A 21,112-nucleotide genomic window follows, 5' to 3' on the forward strand; every position below is an offset into this window, starting at 1 on the left:
ACGGATGGCCATCCGTTCCAAAACCACGCTATTCCTCGCCGAGCGTGACAGCGGCGGCGTCATTCATGTCGCCAATATAAAGGGCGGGGTGGGAAAATCCACCGTCGCCACCAATCTCGCGGCGGTGTTCGCGAAAAAGGCTCCCACGCTCCTCATCGACCTTGACGTGCAGGGGAGCGCAACCGTTGCACTCGGCAAGGACCCTGCCGGCGTGAAGCTTTCGTCGTGGCAGCTGTTCAGGCGCAGGTTTTCACCGGCCGGCGCGGCGCTCCCGGCGGATCCGTCGGCCGCAAAGGCCCGCGCATTCCTGCGCCGCACGGAAGCGTGTCTTTTTTCGCAGGTGGTGGGGAGCGGGGAGGTGAGGCGGCTTGCCCTGACCGTCCGTCCGGGCCTCGATCTCATCCCGGCGAATTCCGATTTATTCAAACCCGTGTTCTTTTTCCATCTCCAGAATTTTCTGTTCAACCTCGAGCTCTGCCGCAGCACCTACACCTACATCGTCATCGACACGCCCTCGGTGTGGAACTCCCTTACGAAAAGCCTGTACACTAAATGCAGCCTCAACCTGATTCCGGTGACGCTCAACGCGCTCGCCACCAAGAGCCTCAAGGATTATTTCCGTAATGTAAAGAAGATGGCGCAGAAAAACCCATCGGTGCGCGTGCGCATTGTCAAGAACGAGGTGTTCGGCAGGCAGGACTCGAAGATAAAGGGCAAGACCCGCACCATGAGCGAGAACCGCAAGTTCCTCGACGGCCTGAGCGAAGAGGTGCAGATCAGGACGCAGACGGGCCTTTCCATCATCCCGCAGTCGGTGATGTTCGACCTCGAGATTCCGGAATCGGCGGGGATCCGCGACGCCCAGGACGAGGGGAAAACGCTGAACGAACTTCACCAGTACGGCGCCGCGGCCAGGGCGTTCGACGAGCTCGGCCGCATGGTGCAGTACGTGCTCAACAGCCCGCCCGCGAAATCGCCGCGGCCGCTGTGGCGGCGGCTCGCCGCGCTCCCGCCGCTTGTTCCCCGGCTCGCTGCCGCCTGCATGGTGTTTGCCGTTCTTTTACTCAACATTCCCGCGACCAACGAACCGGCGCCGCGGCCCGTGGCTCCGCAGCAGCTGATCGAACCGGTCCGGCCGCTCATTGCCCATGCGTTCTTGCCCGGCGAGTCGCTTTACAAATACGCAAAGTTCATCATCTGCCGGTACCGGGCGATGGTCCCGGCGCAGTCGGAGGTGCGCGAGTACGCGCAGGAAGTGATTGACGTGTACAACCGCACGAGGCTGCCGGGAGAACGGAAGATAACGGGAAGCGACTGGGTGCCGCCCGGCGTGAACGTCGTGTTTTACCCGCCGCTCAACATCGTGAACCCGCGCGAAAAGCAGCTGCTGCCCGCGTACGAGTATTTCATGGCCATGGTCGACGACCCATGCTCCTATATAACGGGGGACTGGTGCGACCGTGGCATGGGCGGCGGCACACCGCATTACGGCATCGACGTCGCGGCGGCGCTCGGCTCAAAAATCATCACGCCCGTCGACGGCGTCGTCATCAACAAGGAAAGCGCCTCCGCCGGCCACACCCTCGGCGTTGCCCGCGACGACTTCATCGTGACCTTCTCCCACATGGACCGGCGCTATTTCCAGACCGGCCAGTCCGTGAAAAAGGGGACCGTCGTGGGCACGATCGGCCTCACCGGGCAGACCACGGGCCCGCACGTGCACGTCGGGTACGGCGTGAAAAGCGCGGCCGGCGACGGGATTGACTTTGGAAAATTCTTCTATAAATTTACTGATCCTAAATTGTTTTTTTACCGGGAACAGTACCTGGCGAATGTAAACCGTTAAGGCGATGGGCTGCGGCGGTCCTGCGATATTAATAGCATTTATTTTTTGAAAAGAACAACAAATATAAATTCAGAATGTGGAAGGGCCTCGCCGGCCCTTAGACCGGGCAAGGAAAATGCTTTTTGTGGCCCGCCCTCCCAACCTCCCGCCGGGGAGGCTTTCAAAGCGTAAATTTCAGTTTTTAAGTTGTGTCTGCATGAGGTTGACGGTAAATTCGTTTGAAACATCACACTGTTGCGCTGCCGAGAGGGGGAAAAACAAGTGGCAATTGACTTATGCCACGCGTTAGGTGGACCGGAGGGTGAGCAAGAGCGAATTGCCGGCCGACCCTTCGCCGAAGGCGACTTCGGGCGGTCCGGCAACGAGGCGAACAGCCGAGCCCGGAGGGAGACCGACCCCGCGAAGCGGGGGAACGCCCGCACTATTTTAGAATTAAAACAATCGATGTTTTACTAATGCCGCCCTCACTCCTCGCCTTTGACCTCGACGGCACCCTTCTCACCTCCGACAAGCGTCTTTCCCGCGCCAACGCCGCGGCGCTCGCCGACATGGCCTCGCACGGGTGCGTGGTCGCGCTCGCATCGGGAAGGCTCGGCTCGAGCATGATGCAATACCTTAAAGGGCTGCCATGCGATCCGGCGTTGCTCACTCTCAACGGCGCGGCGGTTTATGCCGGCAGGAAACGGGGAAGCAGGCTCATTTATTCGGCGCCGCTTTCCGCCCGGCATGCCGATTCCCTCATCGAATATTCCGAGGGAAGGGAATTCGCGGTGAATTATTATTTTTCCGGCTCCCTTTACACCGTGCGCAACGAGAAGACCGCGCCCTTCAACGACCTGTATTACGCCCAGACCGGATCCGAATTCCACCTGCTCGATTCGCTCCTGCCGATGCGCGGCAACTCGCCGTTCAAGATCATTTTCGTGGGAGACCCGCCGGTGCTTGACAGGGAAGAGCACGAACTGCGCCTGAAATGGGGGGGCGAGCTTTACATCGTGCGCACGTGGGAGTATTACCTTGAATTTTTAAACCCGCTCGCGACAAAGGGCAACGGCCTGGCCGCCATCGCGGAGGCGTACGGCGTCGATCTTTCCAACGCCGTGGCCTTCGGCGACGCCAACAACGACATCCCCATGCTCAAGGCCGCGAAAACGGGCATCGCCCTGAAAAACGCCTCAGAAGAGGCAAAGCGCGCCGCGTCGTATGTTTCCGAATGGACAAACAATGAGGACGCGGTGGCGAAGGAGTGGGAGAGATTGAAGAGATCGTAAAATATTTATTTGGTGGGGGGAAGTCTACCCCTTCGGGTACTTCCAAGGGTCGTTCCCCTGACCCCCGGCTTCCACCGCATCCCATATGTCAAGACAAACGCTGCCACAGGATGCGGCGGCGATCCGGGGGCACACCCCTCTTTGGCGCCGGAGTCCCGTGTCTTGCGGAGACCTGGGGGGCCGGCGAACTGCCTACGCAGGTCATGCTTTACACGGTGGAAGAAGAAATATTACAGACACCGGCATTTCCTAACTTTGTGTTTTCAAGCGCAAAATTAATACACAGGATGATGTTCTGCGCCAGTACGGACGGGAGGGTGAGCAGGAGCGAATTGCCCGCCGACCCCTCGCCGAAGGCGACTTCGGGCGGTCCGGCAACGAGGCGAACAGCCGAGCCCGGAAGGAGGCACGGTGCCGTGACCGGCAGGCGCCATGATTGTTTTTATCCTGAAATAATACCAGCTAAAGAGAGCAATATTTATCCGAATCTTATAAACTCCATCCTTTTATCCCTATAAGCTGCCAGTAAATTTGCAGGTATTCCATGTTCTCTTAGTCTTTCAGCCACATGCCCTATCGCCATTTCAGGCGAATTGTGGTCGGCGCTCAGGTGCGACAGCACGATAGTGCGCGGCGGCCGTTTTGACGCGGCGTAAATCTTGACAAGCGCCTGCGCCGCCTGCTCGTTGGAAAGATGGCCCTCGTCGGAGGCCACCCGCACCTTGTGGAAGTACGGCCGCCGCGGGTTGTCCCAGAGCAGGCCCGTGTCATGGTTGGATTCGAGCACGATGCATTCGCAGTCGGCAAAGTGAGGGACGAGGTCGTCGGGAAAGCACCCGAGGTCCGTGGCGAACGCGATCCTTGACAGAGGGGATTCCTTGGCCCAGAACGTGAACCCGCAGGTGGTCTCCCTGGCGTCGTGGCCCACCACGAAGGGGGAGAACACGATGCCGCCCACCGTGAAACGGGCGCAGGCGAAGGGGCGCACGGCAAGGCCGGCAATGCGGTGTTTATTCGTCATGTCCGCGAGGGCGTGTACGTTGGATTCGTGAATGTGAAGCGGCACGCCGTGGTCCCGGCACAGCACCAGCGAATTCTGGTTGAGGTGGTCGCTGTGCAGGTGCGTCACCACCAGGGCGTTGATGTCGGCGAAGCGCTCGTTGATTTCCGCGAGGACCGCCGCCATGCCGCGCATGCTCATGCCGCCCGCGTCGAGCAGGATCTTCGTGCCCCCGTGCTCCAGAAACGTGCAGTTGCCGCTGGAGCCGCTGCGCAGCATGCAGAACCTCATGAGTGCGCCCCTTTCAGCGCGTCGGCGACCGCCTGCGTGATCCGCGCGCTGTCGAACGGCTTCTGGAGCACGCCGCAGATGCCCTCGGAAAAAATCTCCTGCTTGTCGCCCTCGTAGCTGTAGCCGCTCGAAAGAATGGCCTTAACGCCGGGATTGATCTTCTTGAGTTCCCTGAAGCATTCCCTGCCGTTGATGCCCTCCATGATCATGTCGATGATGAAAAGGTCCACATCGCCGGCATGGCCGCGGTAATACTCGATGGCCTGTTTCCCGCCCTCGAATTCGCTCACCGTGTATCCGGCGGCGGTGAGCATTTCCCTGCTGATGATGCGGATGGCTTCGTCATTGTCAATCACGGCGATCGTGCCGCTCCCGCTGAGAACGCCTTCCGTTTCGCTCTCCCGGTGCCGCGCCGGAGCGCTTGCGTCGGACGGAAGATACACCGTGAACGACGTTCCCCGGTCCAACGCGGATTCCACGCACACATACCCGTTGTGGCTCTTGACAGAACCGTAAACACTGGCGAGCCCGAGGCCCGACCCCTTGCCCACGTCCTTGGTGGTGAAAAAAGGCTCGAACAGCTTCGCTTTTGTCGCTTCGTCCATTCCCACGCCCGTATCGCTGACGCAGACCGCGATATAGGGGCCAGCGCCGGCACCTGGGTGCGACGCAAGGAGCAGGCCGTCGGCGCCGGTGTCTCGCGTTGCCAAGGTGAGTGTTCCGCCCTCGGGCATGGCATCGCGTCCGTTCAGCGCCAAATTGAGAAAAACATTCTGCATCTGTGTGGGGTCGCCGGTGAAATAGGGGTTCTCTGCCTTCAGGTCGAGCACGAGCGTCACCTTTTCCTCAAGCGTGTGCTGCAGCAGGAGCGACACGTGAGAAAGCACCTGGTGGACGTTAAGGCTTGTTTTCTGGATCTTGCCCCTTTTACCAAAGGCGAGGAGCTGGGCAGTGAGCTCTGCCGCCTTGCGCGAGCCTGACAGGATGGCGGTGGCGTATTTCTCGAGCTTGGGATTGCCGGCCGCAAATTTCTGGCGTATCATTTCCGCATAACCGGAGATGGCGCCGAGGATGTTGTTGAAATCGTGCGCCACGCCTCCAGCCAGCTGGCCGATGGCCTCGAGCGTCTGCGTGTGGCGGAGCTGTCCTTCGAGCGCGGCCTTTTCCTGCTCGGTTTTTATCTGGTCCACGCGCAGCGCGACGATTTTCATCATCTCGAGGACGAGCGCGGTTTCGGTGTCGTCCCATGCGCGCTCGCGCACGCAGTCGGAAAACGAAAAGAACGAAAACGGCTCTTGCCTGAACAGCACGAGCAGCGCCGACCGTATGCCGTAGGTTTCGAAATGGGAAAGAAGCGTCCCGCGGAATTCGGCGGGGATGTTGCTCCTGGTAAGCCTTGTGACGTCGGCGCCGGCGCCTTCGCGGATGCCTTTGACAAGCGCTATCGGGAATTTCTGGCCGAGGTAGCTTTCGAGGCCCGGCGCGCACCACTGTACCGTGCATGCCGTGCCGCTGCCGTCGGCCGCGGCCTCGTAGTATCCCACGCGGCTCACATTGAAAAACTGTCCCAGGATGCCGAGGAGCCGGCGGATGAGTTCCTCTTTGTCAAGAGTCTTGTCCGCCGCGGCCCTCCAGATCTCGGCCCGCGCCGCGCTGTAGCGGTTCTGGTCGAAGTAGAGGTCGGTGCGCCATTCCTGGATCGTAGTGTCGAGGATGATTTCGATTGCCCGGCCGACCCCGCCGCCGGCGTCCCGCATCGGGATATGGCGCACCTGCCGCTCCATGCCGTTGGGAAAGGTGACGGTCGCGGTCCGGGAAACGCCGGTTGAAAAAACCTCCTGCGCGGCGCAGGCGCCGCAGGGCGACGAGCGGGAATGCCACACCTCGTAGCAGTGCCTGCCCCGCATCTCCTCGAGCGGCAGGCCGCGCTCCGTGAGCGCCGCGCGGTTCGCCCATTCGATCGCGAGCTTGTCGTCGAGGATGATGGCGCTCTCGGGGATGTTGTCGAGGATGTCGCGGCAAAGGTCGGGGGCGATGGGGTGGGGGAAAGGTTTTGGAACTGGTTTTTTCATGGGAACGGCTTATAAAAATATAATAATCTCATGGGGGAAAAGTGTCAATACCAAAAAGGAAACAGGGGATGAAGGGTGGCGGGGGGAGTTTTCTGGCAGAAACCGGAATTTGTGATTGGAGGTCGAAAAGGGGGAAATTTTGAGTATATTATGAGAAAGAGATAAATTCCGTTTCCGACAAGTGAGGTTGAAAATGAATGCAAAAAATGTGAGTGCAGGGTGCTTGGTGATTTTTATAATGGTTTTTTCAAATGGCGCGATTGCGGATTATGTTGAAGGTCTCGATACAACAGACGCGAACGGATATGGGTTGGATTCAGCGTTCAGGGTATATTCGGACACTTTTTTTACGGTGAAAGCACATATATTATGCTATGAAGGAATTTGGTTCTGCAATTCCTTTGACGACGAAAATTTGGCCCCTCAGATTTATTCCTACTATGATTCTTTCTTCGGTGGAACTAAATTTCCGGTCTCTTATCATAATTTTATTTTAAAGAAAGTAGACAGCACTTTCTGCAAGGTCCAACTCGCGGGCAGGATTTCCGGCAACCAGTATATTTTCAGGTATGGGAAGAACACTACGCCGAATGACAGGATGTTGGAAAGACCGGACTACGACCGGTCGATAAGATACAAGCCAAATAATTTTGTGCATAATTCCTTCAAACCCGACCTCACCTTTGATTCACTTCTTTGGGATCCTCCCTTGCCAAATGATAATCATCTGGTGGGCTATATTTTTTATTGCTCTAAATACGGAGTACCGATTGATACGACAAAACCGATAGATCTCAGTCAGTGGGATTCAGTCGCCTTTATCTCCTCAACGAAGTTCAGCCCTCAATTGAATGTGGAGTACTTCGGTAATGGTTTTTTCCTGAATCTCGCGGCTGTTTACACCGAGGGAAAATCGGACTTTCTTGAAGGGTGGTTTTACTTTTATACAACAGCGGTTGGCGTTCAAAACCGCGTGACAGGATCCCGCGAATTTCAATACAAACTTGCCGTCGCGAAAAATTGCTCCGGTTTTGCTTTTAATGTTTACCCGTCAATTGCAAACGGCTCTTCGGCATCTTTTTCCATTTTCTCTCCCGCCGGCCGTCAGCTTGCCCGTTTCACCGATATCAATTCAAGCGCAAATGTTTGGAATCCTTTTGCACAACACTTGGGCCCCGGCTTATATATTGTAAAGGCGGAGTTACCGGACCGCACCGTCCTCACCCGGCCCTTCATTTACACAAAATAGATGAACTTTCACTTGGTACCGGCGACTTTAAAAGCAAGCCCTCATCGTACAATGGAAGATTTTAATGCGTCGGCTATTGTCAATATTCTTTCTCCTGTTTCTCCAGCCGGCTTTTCGCCTCTGATTTCTTCAGCTTCGGTGCCAAGAAGGACCGATTTTCTTCCAGAAAACGATATTTGATCAAAGAACTTGTAAAATGCAAAATTAATGGTATATTATAGGTAAAATTGATGTAAGGAGATATTTCAATAGTTAAGAGAGGAGCACATATGCGAAAGTTTTACAAAATCGTTCTTTTCAATGGAATCATGATCGTGGTACTATTTAATATTAATATTTTTGCAGGTTATATTGAATCAATTGACACGACTGATATTCACGGATTTCCACATGACTCGTCATTCTTGGTTGACTTTCAATGGAACATTATGGGGCTAAAAGGGCCATATTTTACCTATTCACCAAACGGTTGGTTTTTTAATGCCTTTTTTAATGATATCAACCTTGCACCGGATCTCAATGACAGCAATGTCATGAAACTTTCCGGGCGTGGGCACCCCATTTCTCCAAAAGAATTTGTAAGCTGTGTTATTAGAAAAGCAGATTCTACTTTTGAGAAAATTAATATTATTAACAAGTTGTCTGATGGCAGATATGTATTTCAATTTGGGCATAACACATTTCCCAACAATAGGATTCTTGCAAATTCAAATTATGACAGGAGAGTACTTTATAGGCCAAACAATCTAAGAATTACACCGGTAGATACCTCTTTTGCAGTCTTTAATTTTCAGGTTGGAACAATTTTTAATTGGGAACCTCCCTTAGATAATGATAATCATCTTCTTGGCTACATTCTCTGCGTCACTAGGACATCCATAATAGATACAACAAGACCGATTTACCCATCCCAATGCTGTTCAACACACCTGCTTACTAACACCAATGTATTCTTGCCTACGAATTCTCCGGTGCCGCCCGATACGTCCTGTTTCTATAATCCTAATTGGGGACCACAATACTTTAATGTAGCTGCCGTTTACCAAGAAGGTGTTTCCGACCTAAGTTGGCCTTGGGGGTATTTTGTACCCCCGGTGTCTACCATTGAAATCAAAAACAATAAGACGCAGGCAATAAATCGAATCCTAGTAAAAGACAACAAGGTTTTCTGCATTTGGTCGGACAATATTGCTGGAAACAATGCTTCGGCTAAACTTACAATTTACGACCTTAAAGGCGAACAAAAGGCAATATTCACAATGAAATCAAACAATCTGGTTACCCTCGGCCGTTTGTCGGCAGGTATTTATCTCATTCGTGCCGAACTTTCCGACCGCACCGTCCTCACCCGGCCCTTTATGTACACAAAGTAACCGAACAAACAATAAGAAATCAAAAGGGCATGATTACACCACATCATGCCCTTCATATCCATAATCGGATTATCCAGAATAATTTCTACGCTCGCCTAAATCTTCCCCAGTGACGCCGTCTGCACCCATCCGCTCATCCCCGTGGGCAGGCTCACCAGCGACCATTCGCCGATGGTCTTGCGGATGCGGAATTTGGTGCCCTCGTGCACGGTGAAGATGAGCTTGCTGCCGTTGGGCTCGTTCTTGGCGTCGAGCGACGGCACGAGCACGATGGCGTAGGCGGTGCGCTCGCTTGCGTAAATCTTGGCGCCGGCGGAGGCGCCCACGGCGCAGGCGACGAGCAGCAGCAGGGAAGAGAGGTAGACAATCCACAGCCGCGCGTTCCGCGAAGCGTAAAGGCCGGCGGAAAACAGGCCTGCAAGGGCAAGCAGGAGAAAAAATAAAATCCATAATTGGGTGTTGAGCGGGAACAGCGTGTGCAGCCTGAACAGGATGGCCCCGGCAAAGCTCTGCTGCGGTATTGGTATTCTGTCAATGAGCACCGAATTCGCGAATTTTATATTTGCCAAAACATCGGCGTCGGTGGGCGCGAGCTTGCGCGCCCTTTCGTAGTTGAGCAGGGCGAGCCCGACTTTTTTTTGCCTGAAATAGGAGTTTCCGAGGTTGTAATACACCGCGCTGTTGGCCACGCCCGACGAAAGGATCTGCTCGTAATACCAGGCGGCGCTGTCGTAGGACTGCTGTTCGTACAGCTTGCCCGCCTTTTCGAACCAGAAGCTGACGGGCGCGCATGAGGCTTCCTTGACTCCTGCGAACAGGAGGAGCAGCGCCGCGCATGCGGTGATGAAAGGCTTCATGACGGTTTCCCCTTTTTCTGCTTTGCAAGGTCCCGGATGAACCCTTCGGTTTGATTCAGAATGCCGTTCCGCAAAGAGGTATCCAAAGCGGCCCGGCCGAAGCGGTAGGCGTCGAGACCTTCGAGAAAGGAAACGAGTTTTTTCACCAGGTCATCCTGCGCGCCGCGGTTCTTTAATTCCTCCTGCAGCTCAAGGCGTGTTTTCCCGGTTGCGGCGAATCCGAATTTGTGCGTGATGAAGTCCTCAAGGCATCCCGACACGCCGGCGAGGAATTGTTCCACGGTCAGGGATTGGCCTTTCTTTCGTGCCGTTGCAACGGCCCTGCAGGCCCTGCGCACCGCCTTTTGCCGCAGCGCGAGCGAAGCGTCGCGTTCGTACCGCTTGGCCTGTATCTTATACAAAAGGGAAAAGAGCGCCAGCAGGAAAGGAAGCGGAAACAGGATGAAGAACACTGGGTTTTTGTACGGCTGGTCGGTCTGCTTCCTGATGCCGGCGCCGGTCTTGATGAACCGGATGTCCTGCCCCACCTGCTGGATTTCCTCCTGCGTGAGGTACCGCGTCTGGCCCGCCTGCGCGGTTTTCCCTTTTGTCACGGCAACGCGCAGGGTGTCGGACCGGAGCGTCTTGTAGGCCTGGGCGGCGGGGTCGAAGTAAATCCACGAAAGGGGCGGAATGGAAAGCGTCCCCTCCTGCCGGGGAATGATGGGGTATCTGTAGGTCTTGACGCATGAGATACCGTTTTGCGTCGTGTCAAGAGATACGTGCTTTTCCGGCGCCAGCACTTCGCATTCGGCAAGCTGCGGCAGCGCGAGGTCGCCCATGTTTCCCGGCCTGGTGGTGCCGCGCACCGTTGCCGTGAGCGTGACCGCCTCGCCCGAGGGCACCTGCCTGGGGTCGACGCCTGCGTTCATGGAGAACGAACCCACGGCGCCGGAAAAACCGGCGGGCGGCGGCGGGAGCATGGCCGCGTGGATGATGAGCCTGTTCGACAGAACGCTTTTCGGAATCTGCTGGACGCCGCCGCCGAAGAAATCGTCGCCGAAGAAATCGCCGAACGGATCGGAGTTCCGGCGTGGCTGCACCCTCTTGAGCACCACATATTCAAAGGGCACCGGCTGGATCGATAGGTCGCCGGTTGAGATGGGGAACAGCGCGTACTGCACTTTCACCACAAACTCCTTTTCGCCGTTCACCGTTTCCATGGCGCTTTTGGAGGGAAGCTGATTGAACAGCCGTGCGACGGCGAAGTCCTTGCTCAGGTTTTTTTCCAGTTTGTCGTACAGGCCGGCAAGCCCCTGCTGCGAGAGCTGCGCCTGCGAGCCGGCCTTCTGGCAGACCTTGACCGTGAGGATGGTCTGTTCGCCGGTAAAAAGGCTCTTCTTGCCGGTCTGCAGCACCACCCGTACGTCCGTGGTCTGCACCGCCTCCTTGCCGATGGTGATGGCGAAGGGCGCGGAGGAATACGGTTTTCCGTCGACGACGGCCTGAAGCGCCGGGAAGGTGAACGTGCCGGTTTTCTTCGGCGCAATGGCGTAATTGAAAAAGTAGGTCGTGGTGACGCTCTGCGTCATGGCGCCATTGACAACCGAGATTGACGTGGACGACGACTGGTTGCGGTTCACGCCCAGCACGTCGAAGTCTTCACTTTTGGGCACCTGCGGCGCGGCAAGGCCGGCGAGCTGCTTGCTGCTGGTGATCTGGGCCTGAATCTGTATCTGCTCGCCGAGCATGGCGCTGGTGCGGTCGGCGGTGACGGAAAAGGAGATGTTCTGGGACCAGGAAATGCCGAACGCAATTGGAATGATGGATATGAGGCGGGGAAGAAGGAATCCCGCACCTTTTTGAATTAAGGAATGTTTTTTAGAATCAGTCATATGCTGAATTTCTATTGCCTGACGCCATTCGAATCTCTCTATATCAACGAATAACGGTGTCATTCCCTCGAAAGCGGGAATCCAGTCTTAACTGGTTACTGGATGCCCGTTTTCGCGGGCATGACAGTGTGTCAACCAGTCACACAGAAATCGAAAAATAATTACCAGTCTTTCTCCACTTTTTTCTGTCCCGCAACGCCCATCTTTTCCGGCTTCTTGTTCAATTCCTTGTCATCATCTGAAAACTGCTCAATGATCCTTTTCGCCTCGTCCTTTTTCATGTCTTCCTGTTTCTGCTGCGGCGTGGGCTCGGGTTTTTGTTGCTCCTGGTCTTTTTTGTTTTGGTCCTGCTGCTGGTTCTGCTTGTCCTGCTTATTGTCGTCTTTCTTGTTCTGATCTTGCTTTTGGTCCTGCTTGTTTTGGTTTTTCTTATCCTGATTCTGCTGGTTTTTATTGTCCTGTTTGTTTTGATCCTTGTTGTCTTTGTTCTGCTTGTTGTCCTTGTTGTTTTGCTGTTGCTGCTGCTCCATCTGCTTTATTTTCTTCTGCGCAAGCTGCACGTTCCATTTCGTGTCCCTGTCGGAAGGCCGCAAATCAAGAGACTTAATATAATTTTCCAGCGCGGCCTTGTACTTTTCCATGGCCTGCTGGCCGTTTTGAGCGCCGAGGCGCTCACCCTGCATGAACTGGGCGTTGCCGAGGTTGTAATACAGCGCGGCAAGCGCTTTTTTGTCCTTGATTTCTTTTGCCTGGCCGTACGATTCTTCCGCTTTGTCAAAGTCGCCGAGCCGGTATTGCGCGGACCCCTTGTTCATTTTGAGCTTCTGCTCGGCCGGATACTCGAGGATGAGGTTGTCATACGACTTTAGGGCCTCGTCATACTTTTTGCTCTGATAAAGGCTGTTCGCATTTTTATTCTTCGAATACAATTCGTCGGAAAAGGAAGACATTGCCAAGCCGCAGAAACATACAATGATGCAGGCGCCGATGAACAGCGTGGATTGCTTTTGACGGTATCCTGAAAAATTGCTCACCCGATTCTCCCTTTCCATTCCTGCATGGACCGCGCAACGGGCGGAACGGCGGATTCGAGGAAAAGGAACAGCAGCGCGATCGCAAGGAACCACTGGTACTGTTCCTCGAACACGTTCATCCGGTCGGCGCCGAGCTCGTTTTTTTCCATTTTGGAAATTTCACGGTAGATGCCGGGCATGTCAAGCGTCGTGCCGGCGTGAAAATACTTGCCGTGTCCCTCCATGGCGATTTTTTCGAGCATGAGCGAGTTGAGGCGCGTCATGACGAGGTTCCCCTCGGCGTCTTTTTTGTAGGCAACGTTGCCCTTTCCTTTACCGACAGGAATAGGCACGCCGCTTTCCGAGCCGATGCCCACGGTGAATATTTTTATCCCCTGTTGTGCCGCCTTCTGCGCCGTGACCTCGACGTCGCCGGTGTGGTCCTCGCCGTCGGAGAGGAGAACGAGCACCTTCGACTTGTTCTTCTGGGTCTTGAACGCGTCGATCGCCTGGTTGATCGCGTCGGCGATGGCCGTGCCCGGCGTCTGCACCCAGTCGGTGTTCACCGCGTCGAGGAACATCTTCGCCGCGCCGTAGTCGAGCGTGAGGGGGCACTGCACGAAGCTCTCGCCCGCGAACACGATGATGCCCACCCGGTCCCCCTTGAGCAGGTCGATGAATTTTTCGGTCTCGAATTTCGCGCGGTCGAGACGGTCGGGCGCGACGTCCTCGGCGAGCATGCTTTTTGATATGTCAAGCGCAACGATGATGTCCACGCCCTTCCGTTCCACCATTTCCATTTTCACGCCGAACCGCGGCCGGGTGAGCGCCAGCACCGCGAAAAACACGAACGCGAGGAACAGCACCCATCTGACCACCTGCCGCTGCAGTATTTTCTCCGGCGTCAGGCGCTTCATGAGCGCAAGCGAGGCGAAACGGGAAAGCGCCGCCTGCTTCCATTGGTGGGCGAGGATGAAGATTCCGACCAGCAGCGGGATGCAGAGCATCAGCCAGAAATAGGTGGGGCTGCCGAATCTCATGATCTGTTGCCTTCGTTTCTTAAAGTATATGCGGACACGAGTGTATGCGTACATGCGGAAAAAGCAGTCTGATGGGCCAAACGCTTCCATGTATTTCCGCATTCACGCATCAGCGCATCCATGCTTTCTCGCATTTCCGCCTTGATTTTTTCATCACGGAATCCTCCTGAACAGCGTAAGCGACAGCAGGCTTTCCACGAACAGCACGATACACCCGGCGATGAGCCAGCCGAAGAACCGGTCGGCATAGCTCGTGTAGAGCTTTGTCTTGATCATCGTCTTTTCCATTTTGTCAATGGTGTCGTAGATTTCCTTGAGCTTCTCCGCGTTCTGCGCCCTGAAATATTTTCCGCCGGTTGCGGCCGCGATGTCGGTGAGCAGTTGCTCGTCGAGGTCGGAGCGGATCATCTGCATCTGCACCACCTTCTGTCCTGTAAAGGGGTTGATCCCCTCGGCGGGAAAGGGCACCTCGCCCTCCCTGCCCACGCCGATGGTGTATATCTTTATACCGAGCGCGCCTGCCGCCTTCGCGGCCGCGAGCGGCGCGATCTCGCCGAAATTGTTCGCGCCGTCGGTGAGCAAAATGATCACCTTGCTCTTTGACGGCGAGTCCTTGATGCGGTTGGCGGCCGTGGCGATCGCGGTGCCGATCGCGGTGGCGTCGCTGAACTCCTCGAAATCGGTGCGGTCGAGGAATCCGGTAAGGATGTTGTAGTCAAGCGTAAGCGGGCACCGGGTGTAGCTGCGCTTGGCGAAGATGACGAGGCCGATCCGGTCGTTGCGCCGCTTCATGATGAAGTCCTTGATGGTCTCCTTTGCCACGAACAGCCGGTTCTTGGGCTGGAAATCGAGCGACTTCATGCTTATCGACACGTCGAGCGTGATGATGATATCGACGCCTTCGGTGGTCACTTCCTCCTCCGACGTGCCCTGCTGCGGACGCGCCAGCGCGACGACGAGGAGCGCGATCCCGGCCATGCGCAGCGCGAACGGCACGTGGCGGAGCCGGATGAACCAGGAAGCGGGGAGTTTCTGCAATATTGACAGATCGGAAAAACGTACCGCCGGCCGTTTTCGCTCGCGCCGGATATAGGTCCATACCATGGGGACCAGCGCGAGCAGCAGGAGAAGGAACCATTTGTTCTCAAGATGCATGGGTATCGTTCCTTCCATTTCCCGTCGGCTTTGCCGCAACCGGCGCCGATGGGGCCGATTCTTTCTCGGGCTGTGCCGCGGGTTTGGTTTTTTCAAAGAAGTCCCGCATGCTCGGGCCGAACCGATACACGGTGTCGCTGTCCGGGAGGTGCTTCGCGAATTTCACCGGATCCGTTGTAAAGAAAAACCACTCCGCGTTTTTACGGCAGTCCGAGTCGAGCGGCGATACCTTGATCCAGTCAAGCATTTCCTCGGTGGTGAATTCCGCCGCGTTCACCGCGAACCGCCGCTCGATATAGCGCTTGACAATGTCGGAAAGTTCAAAGGCGTATTCCCTGATCAAGCCTTTTGCGATGTACTGCTTCGCCTCAAGCGCGGCAAGCGCTTCCATTGCCTCCTCGTACGCCGGCCGGGGAGGCTGCGCCTTGACGATTTTTCCCTTTTTGGGAAAATAGTGACGAACAAGAAAAAACGCCGCCGCTGCCGCCGCGGCCGCGATGTTGATCCACAGCCACAGCAGTGAGGGCTTGCCCACGGTCTGCTGCGGCTTGAGATCCTTGATGGACGCCGTGTCGGGCGAGGAGACCAGAATCAGGCGCATGGGAACGGGCTGCGTGCGAAGCGTCTCGGCGCCGGCATCCTTCGGCACGATGAAATCGACCGCGGGAAGGGTGCAGTTTTCCGCCGAATACGTGGTGATGATGTAGTGGAAGGTGAGGCTGTCGGCGTTCTTCTTTTCAACCTTGTCGGAGGTCCATTCCTTGACCGCGAACTTGCCGAAACCGTTTTCGGTCGACGGCGGCACGACCTGTGAGGCCTTAGGGACAAGCAGCACCACGCCGAAATGGACCCTGTCGCCTATGTAAAGGGTGTCCTGGGAGACGGCGCTGAGGATCGTGCTGCCGGAACAGAGCGAAGGCGCGGCGGCGATAACAATGGATGACAGGATGGAAAAAATATGACACCGCATGGTGATGGAAATCATTGATCGATAATGCATAAGGAAATCTGTCATTACTGCAATAAAATCATTCAATGATATATGGCTGAAAATCAGTTAATTACGTTTTGATAACTTCATTTATTATCAGTGGTTAGACATAAAAATCTTGGTGTCATTGAATTGCAAAGGAGGTAAAAAATAAATAAAGGATGGCAGGGAATGATGATAATCAAAGGATGAATTTGCAATTAAGGACTTTACAACAGTGGAGCGGGCTTTCCATGTATTAATTTCTTTTCAGGATTTGTCCGATAGATCTTGGATTGCTATGATAAAGCCGCTGATGAAATTCCTTAATCGTTACTGCGCGTTTTTGTCGTTGTTGTCGCTCTTGTCTTTTACGGCGCCTTGGTTTGACAGTTACGCGGGTGATTCGCTTTCATCGCCAAAGTCTCCGGCCTTCCGGCTTGCGCCCGAATTCCATTTCAACGAGGACCTTCACGCCTTCTTTTTACAGAAAGACTCCACGTACAGACTCCGGTATTTTGTCGAATGGATCAGCGCCGCGGAGCTTGCGTTTTTTTCCGTCAACGACCGTTTTTTCTTTTTCGGCGAGATGGCAATGACCATGGGCGTGAGCAAGTGGGCCACCAAGGCCATCCTGTTCGACCCGCGCCTGGTTGACGCCGGGTTCGGGCCGCTGCTCGAATACCGTTTCGCGCCGGTAAACGTGGCGCTCGGACTCGACCACCATTGCTTCCACGAAATCGACACGCTCGACCTGACGCCGGTGTACTGGAACAGGCTCTACCTCAGCGCGTCGTCGCCGGATTTCAGGCCCGGAGACTTTAAAAACGCCATCGCGGACCCCGCGCCCCTGACCTGGAAAAACCGGATTGCGTGGCAGGCAACGCTGGGCTATTATTTGCATGATTTGTTCGGTATCGACACCTCGATCGTTTCCTGGAACGAGGACTACGCCCTCGACATCATAGGCGAGGCGCGCTGCGCCGTTTACAAGTGGCAAGGTTTCGCCGGCGTCGTGAGCGCGAAAACCGGCGCCTACCTGACCCGGGTGAGCGGCGTCAAGTGGAGGCAGGAGATAGGGGCTGAGATCACGGCGACGCAGGGAAAGTTTGGATTGAGTCTATTCGCCGACTGGATGGTGGTGGACCAACTGCAGGTGCGCCTGAACCGGGATAAACTGCTTGCAGTGGGGATCAGAGGATTCTTGTAATTCCTGGTCCGTAGACTCCGCGAACCGCCATCGTCCATAGAGGATTTGACGATGGAATTGCATGCTCCTTTCCTGCATTGCGGGAATTTATTTTTCCCTTGGAGGCGGACAGGCGATCGCGCTGGTGAAAAAGAACCGCCAGCCCTTTGACACCGGCATGCAGGGAGAGTTCGTATGCCGGTTTCTCGCCGGTAAAGCGGCATCGGAACAAAACAAGGCATGAAGACCGAGTTCGACATAATAAAATTCCTCAATCAGAACGAGGAAACGCTTTCGCCCTTTGCAAAAAGGAGCAGCCAGTCGCTTGGGCGGAAGAATCCCATCCGGCGCGACCCGTTCCGTCTCGAGTTCTCGCGCGACGAAACCAGGATCCTTCACTGTCCGCCCTTTAGGCGGCTCAAGCAGAAGACGCAGGTGTTCCTGTCGCCCGACAACGACCACATCTGCACCAGGCTGGAGCACGTGCTCCACGTTTCCAGCATCGCCTACGTGATCGGCCGCTGCCTCAATCTCAACATCGACCTCATCAACGCCATTGCCAAGGGGCACGACCTGGGCCACCCGCCGTTCGGCCACGCGGGCGAGCGCGCGCTTGACAAGCTGCTCAAGGCCGACGATGTGGCGCAGGGGTTCAAACACGAGATCCATGGCCTGCGCGTGGTGGACATGCTCACCAACTACGGCGCGGGCCTCAACCTCACCTACGAGGTGCGGGACGGCATCATCACCCATTGCGGGGAGAGCTTCGACCGCGTGCTCGAGCCGGACCGCAAGCGCGACTTGACTAAACTGGAATCAATCACCGAGCGCGGTGCATTGCCGTCGACCCTCGAAGGGTGCCTCGTGCGCATGGTTGACCGGACCGCGTATCTCGGCCGCGACCTCGAGGACGGCATCAAGGCGGGCCTCATCCGCAAGTCCGACATTCCCGCCGCCGTCGCACGTGACCTGGGCTCGGACAACGGCGCGATCATCGGCCGGTTCGTCAACGACATCATCGCCAACAGCATCGACAAAGACGCCATTGTTTTAAGCGGGGAAGTGCTGGAGCTCATGGAGGCGCTCAAGGACTTCAACTACGAGCGCATCTACAATCATCCCGACGTGGCGGGCAAGGGAAGGAAATCCGGGCACATTCTCGACCTGCTCTACCACGAACTGAAAGCCATTTTCAAAAAAACCGACCGGGGCAGGGATGCCGGGGCAACGGCGGCGGCCGAGCGGGACGCGCCGAATCTCGGCGTGTTTTTCCATTTTATCAAGAACACGAACTACAACGACGAGACGCCGCCGTGGCGCATCGCGGCGGACTATATCGCGGGCATGACCGACCATTTCGCGGAAAGGACGTATATACAGCTGTTTGTCCCGACGCCGGTGATATAATATTGGTTGATCTGAATATTCGAAAAGCTTCATCGCAGAGACGCCGAGAGCGCAGAGAAGAGGTATTAATGAGGTCAGAATGTCGATAACATTTTTAATGGAAACCTATACCACTCGTGGTGAGCGAGTTTACCCTGAGCCCCGCCGAAGGGAACCATGAGCGTTCACCCTTCGACAAGCTCAGGGCGAACGGTTGTCATCTGTTTAATGGCAGGATTAATAAATAGAATTTATTATTACAACTTTTATCTCAGGTGAATTTATAAATAAGGACGGCGGTGATGGAATCACCCCATAATCATTATTATCGCAATAACCGCGAACCGGAATACCAGTCCATGCTCGAGGAATTGTGGGACTCGTTCTGGAACGGCCCCCGGCTCGACTGTCCCAAGTGCGGGAGCAAGGCGGTGGAATATTACGATCCGTTTTTCTTTTCGCCCATCCGCACGCTCAAGGGCCACCGGCGGGTGAAGTGCACCGCCTGCAAGTTTATCTGGCGGCCGAGCAGGAGGAGAAAATCGTTCTGGAAGGGGTTAAGGCCTTTTATTTAACAATGTCGTATTGTATAATTATAACGGGGCAATAAAAAATTATTTCTTTCCGTAGTATGTATGGTCAAAAAGGGGAGAAATACTTAAATGATCCGGGGAATTATCTTCATACTTTATATTGCCGCGCTTTCGTTCGGCCAGAACGCGAAAGCATACGACGTGAAGACCGATTCGATCAAGGGCGGTCTTCTCGACCCGTCACGGTTTTCCCTTCAGCACAGCCTGAGCATGGGCATGATGTCCGCGAGCGGCGCCTCGCTGCAGTCGCAGGGGTTGTACAGCACCCTGCTCACCTACAAATTCTCCCAGCCCCTCACCCTGAACCTCAATTTCGGGTTCCCGCTCTTTTCAACGTTTGCGCCTGGGCAGAACCTCACGGCGGGGAACATCACGTCGGCGGAATATTTCAAGAACATGCCCCTCGAGGCATCGCTTTCGTGGAAACCTACCGACAATATGATTTTTCAACTGAGCGTCGTCCATGCTCCGGGGAATTATTATTACGACAACTACTATTCGCCCTTCTCCTGGTTTCCCATGAGCAGGGCGCCGGTCGCGGCCGCCGACAGCTCCCGCACGGGCCGCTGACCCGGCGATCACTTGACATTATACATTGTGCGGAATTTTCTTTCGATGGTGAGCCCCACCTTCTGCCATAATTCGGTGGTCCTGATCGCCTGTCCTTTGCGCAGCTTGAACACCTTCATGGACGCGGCGATCTCCGATTCGATGATTTTTTTGCTGAGGCCGTAGTGAAATTCAAAGTAATCGCAGAGCTCCTGTTTGGAATGCCACCTGAACTTTCCGCGACGCAGGTCAAGCGCCTCGTCAATCATGGCACGCTCCTTTTTTACTAAAAACAAAAGTTTGCCACAGAGACAAGGAGATCAATAATAATTTTAAGTTTAACGTTGAAAGTTGGAAGCGGCTGTGTCTCCGTGTCTCATCTGCTTTTATTATGCATTCGCGGGTTTTGATGATACAAGCATTGTTTTCATTCCCGCCTTGGCGCTGATCCTTTTAAAGTCTTTCGGTGATTCGAGGATGCCGATCACGCACGACCCCGACCCGCTCATGACGGCGTTGGCGCACCCGGCTTCGAGAAGGCGCTTTTTCACGAGTGAGAGTTGCGGCAGGCGCCCGAACACCGAAAGCTCAAAGTCGTTATGCATGGCGTTGACAACGCTGGCGCGGTCATTATTGACAAATGCCTGTTGCATGGCGCCGGTTTTCTCCCTTTCGCGGCCGATGCGGGTGTAATCGAGGCCGCGGTATGCCTCCGCGGTTGAAACGCCGAAATCCGGCATTACCAGTATGGCGTCAAAGGAAAGGCTCGAGGCGATCGGCTCCAGCTTGCCGCCCGCTTCGCTGTCAAACGCGGTGTCGCCCGAAAAGTAAAACGGAACGTCCATGCCCGCCGTGCGGGAAAGCCGGATTATTTTCTGTTTGTCAAGGCCGAGTCCCCAGAGCTCGTTGCATAGCGCAAACGTCGTGGCCGCATTGGCGCTGCCGCCGGCCAGCCCTCCCTGCACCGGAATATTTTTTTCTATGAAGATGCTGACGTTTTGCGCGATGCCAAAGGTGCTTTTAAGGATGTCGCAGGCCTTCCAGCAGATGTTGGCGCCGTCCTTAGGCACCCGCGGGTCGCCGCAGACGATCCGCATGTCCTTGGATTCCTCGACGGTGATGACGTCATGCAGGCTTATTTTGTGCTTGATGGCGCCGAGTTCGTGAAATCCGGCATACGGGCCCGACGGTATTTTTCCCACGATGTCAAGGGCAAGGGTGACGCGGGTGTAGGATTTGGCGGAAAGTTTCTTCATGGGGTTAAAAATAAATAATGGTGGTGGCTCAGGCCCCGGGCCATTATCGAACTTGAAATGTTCAAGATTCACCGCTGAGACGCTGGGAACGCAGAGAAGACAAATGGTTAAAAGTTGGAGGTTGAAAG

19 protein-coding genes are annotated in these 21,112 nt (G+C 55.3%); 9 read left to right on the forward strand and 10 right to left on the reverse strand.

Features of this window, described 5'->3' with window-relative positions; genetic code table 11:
• Nucleotides 1–4: 4 nt before the first annotated feature.
• On the forward strand, nt 5–1,846 hold the full coding sequence (locus VLX68_16675) for an AAA family ATPase (GenBank protein HUI93880.1): 1,842 nt from the start codon (nt 5–7) through the stop codon (nt 1,844–1,846).
• 455 nt (nt 1,847–2,301) lie between these two features.
• Entirely contained in the window at nt 2,302–3,117 is an 816-nt protein-coding gene (locus VLX68_16680; protein HUI93881.1) for a Cof-type HAD-IIB family hydrolase, read from the forward strand.
• A gap of 478 nt (nt 3,118–3,595) precedes the next feature.
• Here VLX68_16680 and VLX68_16685 read toward each other — a convergent pair whose 3' ends face one another.
• Together VLX68_16685 and VLX68_16690 are read right to left on the reverse strand one after the other, a co-directional pair.
• Nucleotides 3,596–4,408: an MBL fold metallo-hydrolase gene (locus VLX68_16685; protein ID HUI93882.1), complete on the reverse strand. Its 813-nt coding sequence runs from the start codon at nt 4,406–4,408 to the stop codon at nt 3,596–3,598.
• Nucleotides 4,405–6,480, reverse strand: coding sequence for a response regulator (locus tag VLX68_16690; GenBank protein HUI93883.1), 2,076 nt, complete (start codon nt 6,478–6,480; stop codon nt 4,405–4,407). Before VLX68_16690 ends, VLX68_16685 begins: the two co-directional genes overlap by 4 nt.
• A gap of 193 nt (nt 6,481–6,673) precedes the next feature.
• Here VLX68_16690 and VLX68_16695 point away from each other — a divergent pair, with 193 nt between their 5' ends.
• Together VLX68_16695 and VLX68_16700 are read left to right on the forward strand one after the other, a co-directional pair.
• Nucleotides 6,674–7,729 (forward strand): hypothetical protein, encoded by a 1,056-nt coding sequence (locus tag VLX68_16695; GenBank protein ID HUI93884.1) that lies wholly within the window; start codon nt 6,674–6,676, stop codon nt 7,727–7,729.
• 269 nt (nt 7,730–7,998) lie between these two features.
• A complete protein-coding gene (locus VLX68_16700) occupies nt 7,999–9,102 on the forward strand; it encodes a T9SS type A sorting domain-containing protein (GenBank protein ID HUI93885.1) in 1,104 nt (367 codons plus the stop codon).
• Between the two features lie 95 nt (nt 9,103–9,197).
• Here VLX68_16700 and VLX68_16705 read toward each other — a convergent pair whose 3' ends face one another.
• From VLX68_16705 to VLX68_16730, 6 genes are all read right to left on the reverse strand, one after another.
• Nucleotides 9,198–9,959 (reverse strand): tetratricopeptide repeat protein, encoded by a 762-nt coding sequence (locus tag VLX68_16705; GenBank protein ID HUI93886.1) that lies wholly within the window; start codon nt 9,957–9,959, stop codon nt 9,198–9,200.
• Nucleotides 9,956–11,833: a BatD family protein gene (locus tag VLX68_16710; GenBank protein ID HUI93887.1), complete on the reverse strand. Its 1,878-nt coding sequence runs from the start codon at nt 11,831–11,833 to the stop codon at nt 9,956–9,958. Before VLX68_16710 ends, VLX68_16705 begins: the two co-directional genes overlap by 4 nt.
• Before the next feature lie 161 nt (nt 11,834–11,994).
• A complete protein-coding gene (locus tag VLX68_16715; GenBank protein ID HUI93888.1) occupies nt 11,995–12,867 on the reverse strand; it encodes a tetratricopeptide repeat protein in 873 nt (290 codons plus the stop codon).
• Complete coding sequence (locus tag VLX68_16720) at nt 12,864–13,886, reverse strand: VWA domain-containing protein (GenBank protein HUI93889.1); 1,023 nt, start codon at nt 13,884–13,886, stop codon at nt 12,864–12,866. The genes VLX68_16715 and VLX68_16720 overlap by 4 nt, the downstream gene beginning before the upstream one ends.
• Before the next feature lie 153 nt (nt 13,887–14,039).
• Entirely contained in the window at nt 14,040–15,041 is a 1,002-nt protein-coding gene (locus VLX68_16725) for a VWA domain-containing protein (protein ID HUI93890.1), read from the reverse strand.
• Nucleotides 15,031–16,041 (reverse strand): hypothetical protein, encoded by a 1,011-nt coding sequence (locus VLX68_16730; protein HUI93891.1) that lies wholly within the window; start codon nt 16,039–16,041, stop codon nt 15,031–15,033. Before VLX68_16730 ends, VLX68_16725 begins: the two co-directional genes overlap by 11 nt.
• A 286-nt stretch (nt 16,042–16,327) precedes the next feature.
• Here VLX68_16730 and VLX68_16735 point away from each other — a divergent pair, with 286 nt between their 5' ends.
• The 5 genes from VLX68_16735 to VLX68_16755 all read left to right on the forward strand — a co-directional run bounded on the left by VLX68_16735 (nt 16,328) and on the right by VLX68_16755 (nt 19,749).
• Entirely contained in the window at nt 16,328–17,221 is an 894-nt protein-coding gene (locus tag VLX68_16735) for a hypothetical protein (protein HUI93892.1), read from the forward strand.
• A gap of 61 nt (nt 17,222–17,282) precedes the next feature.
• On the forward strand, nt 17,283–17,444 hold the full coding sequence (locus VLX68_16740) for a hypothetical protein (GenBank protein HUI93893.1): 162 nt from the start codon (nt 17,283–17,285) through the stop codon (nt 17,442–17,444).
• Nucleotides 17,441–18,607: an HD domain-containing protein gene (locus tag VLX68_16745; GenBank protein ID HUI93894.1), complete on the forward strand. Its 1,167-nt coding sequence runs from the start codon at nt 17,441–17,443 to the stop codon at nt 18,605–18,607. The genes VLX68_16740 and VLX68_16745 overlap by 4 nt, the downstream gene beginning before the upstream one ends.
• Nucleotides 18,608–18,888: 281 nt before the next feature.
• Entirely contained in the window at nt 18,889–19,161 is a 273-nt protein-coding gene (locus VLX68_16750; GenBank protein ID HUI93895.1) for a hypothetical protein, read from the forward strand.
• Between the two features lie 87 nt (nt 19,162–19,248).
• Nucleotides 19,249–19,749 carry a hypothetical protein gene (locus tag VLX68_16755; GenBank protein ID HUI93896.1) on the forward strand — a complete coding sequence of 167 codons (501 nt, stop codon included), beginning with the start codon at nt 19,249–19,251 and terminating at the stop codon, nt 19,747–19,749.
• Between the two features lie 8 nt (nt 19,750–19,757).
• On the opposite strand, the gene VLX68_16760 is transcribed toward VLX68_16755, so the two are convergent.
• Both VLX68_16760 and ispE read right to left on the reverse strand, forming a co-directional pair.
• Complete coding sequence (locus tag VLX68_16760; GenBank protein ID HUI93897.1) at nt 19,758–19,997, reverse strand: hypothetical protein; 240 nt, start codon at nt 19,995–19,997, stop codon at nt 19,758–19,760.
• A gap of 120 nt (nt 19,998–20,117) precedes the next feature.
• Nucleotides 20,118–20,984, reverse strand: a complete 867-nt coding sequence (gene ispE, locus VLX68_16765; protein HUI93898.1) for a 4-(cytidine 5'-diphospho)-2-C-methyl-D-erythritol kinase — start codon at nt 20,982–20,984, stop codon at nt 20,118–20,120.
• Nucleotides 20,985–21,112: the final 128 nt, after the last annotated feature.

This window comes from Chitinivibrionales bacterium, from assembly GCA_035516255.1.
GTDB lineage: Bacteria > Fibrobacterota > Chitinivibrionia > Chitinivibrionales > FEN-1185 > FEN-1185.

Coding starts and splice junctions, on each gene's coding strand:
- VLX68_16675 (HUI93880.1), top strand. CDS start 5: ATGGCCATCCGTTCCAAAACCACGCTATTCCTCGCCGAGCGTGACAGC.
- VLX68_16680 (HUI93881.1), top strand. CDS start 2,302: ATGCCGCCCTCACTCCTCGCCTTTGACCTCGACGGCACCCTTCTCACC.
- VLX68_16685 (HUI93882.1), bottom strand. CDS start 4,408: ATGAGGTTCTGCATGCTGCGCAGCGGCTCCAGCGGCAACTGCACGTTT.
- VLX68_16690 (HUI93883.1), bottom strand. CDS start 6,480: ATGAAAAAACCAGTTCCAAAACCTTTCCCCCACCCCATCGCCCCCGAC.
- VLX68_16695 (HUI93884.1), top strand. CDS start 6,674: ATGAATGCAAAAAATGTGAGTGCAGGGTGCTTGGTGATTTTTATAATG.
- VLX68_16700 (HUI93885.1), top strand. CDS start 7,999: ATGCGAAAGTTTTACAAAATCGTTCTTTTCAATGGAATCATGATCGTG.
- VLX68_16705 (HUI93886.1), bottom strand. CDS start 9,959: ATGAAGCCTTTCATCACCGCATGCGCGGCGCTGCTCCTCCTGTTCGCA.
- VLX68_16710 (HUI93887.1), bottom strand. CDS start 11,833: ATGACTGATTCTAAAAAACATTCCTTAATTCAAAAAGGTGCGGGATTC.
- VLX68_16720 (HUI93889.1), bottom strand. CDS start 13,886: ATGAGATTCGGCAGCCCCACCTATTTCTGGCTGATGCTCTGCATCCCG.
- VLX68_16725 (HUI93890.1), bottom strand. CDS start 15,041: ATGCATCTTGAGAACAAATGGTTCCTTCTCCTGCTGCTCGCGCTGGTC.
- VLX68_16730 (HUI93891.1), bottom strand. CDS start 16,041: ATGCATTATCGATCAATGATTTCCATCACCATGCGGTGTCATATTTTT.
- VLX68_16735 (HUI93892.1), top strand. CDS start 16,328: ATGAAATTCCTTAATCGTTACTGCGCGTTTTTGTCGTTGTTGTCGCTC.
- VLX68_16740 (HUI93893.1), top strand. CDS start 17,283: ATGCTCCTTTCCTGCATTGCGGGAATTTATTTTTCCCTTGGAGGCGGA.
- VLX68_16745 (HUI93894.1), top strand. CDS start 17,441: ATGAAGACCGAGTTCGACATAATAAAATTCCTCAATCAGAACGAGGAA.
- VLX68_16750 (HUI93895.1), top strand. CDS start 18,889: ATGGAATCACCCCATAATCATTATTATCGCAATAACCGCGAACCGGAA.
- VLX68_16755 (HUI93896.1), top strand. CDS start 19,249: ATGATCCGGGGAATTATCTTCATACTTTATATTGCCGCGCTTTCGTTC.
- VLX68_16760 (HUI93897.1), bottom strand. CDS start 19,997: ATGATTGACGAGGCGCTTGACCTGCGTCGCGGAAAGTTCAGGTGGCAT.
- ispE (HUI93898.1), bottom strand. CDS start 20,984: ATGAAGAAACTTTCCGCCAAATCCTACACCCGCGTCACCCTTGCCCTT.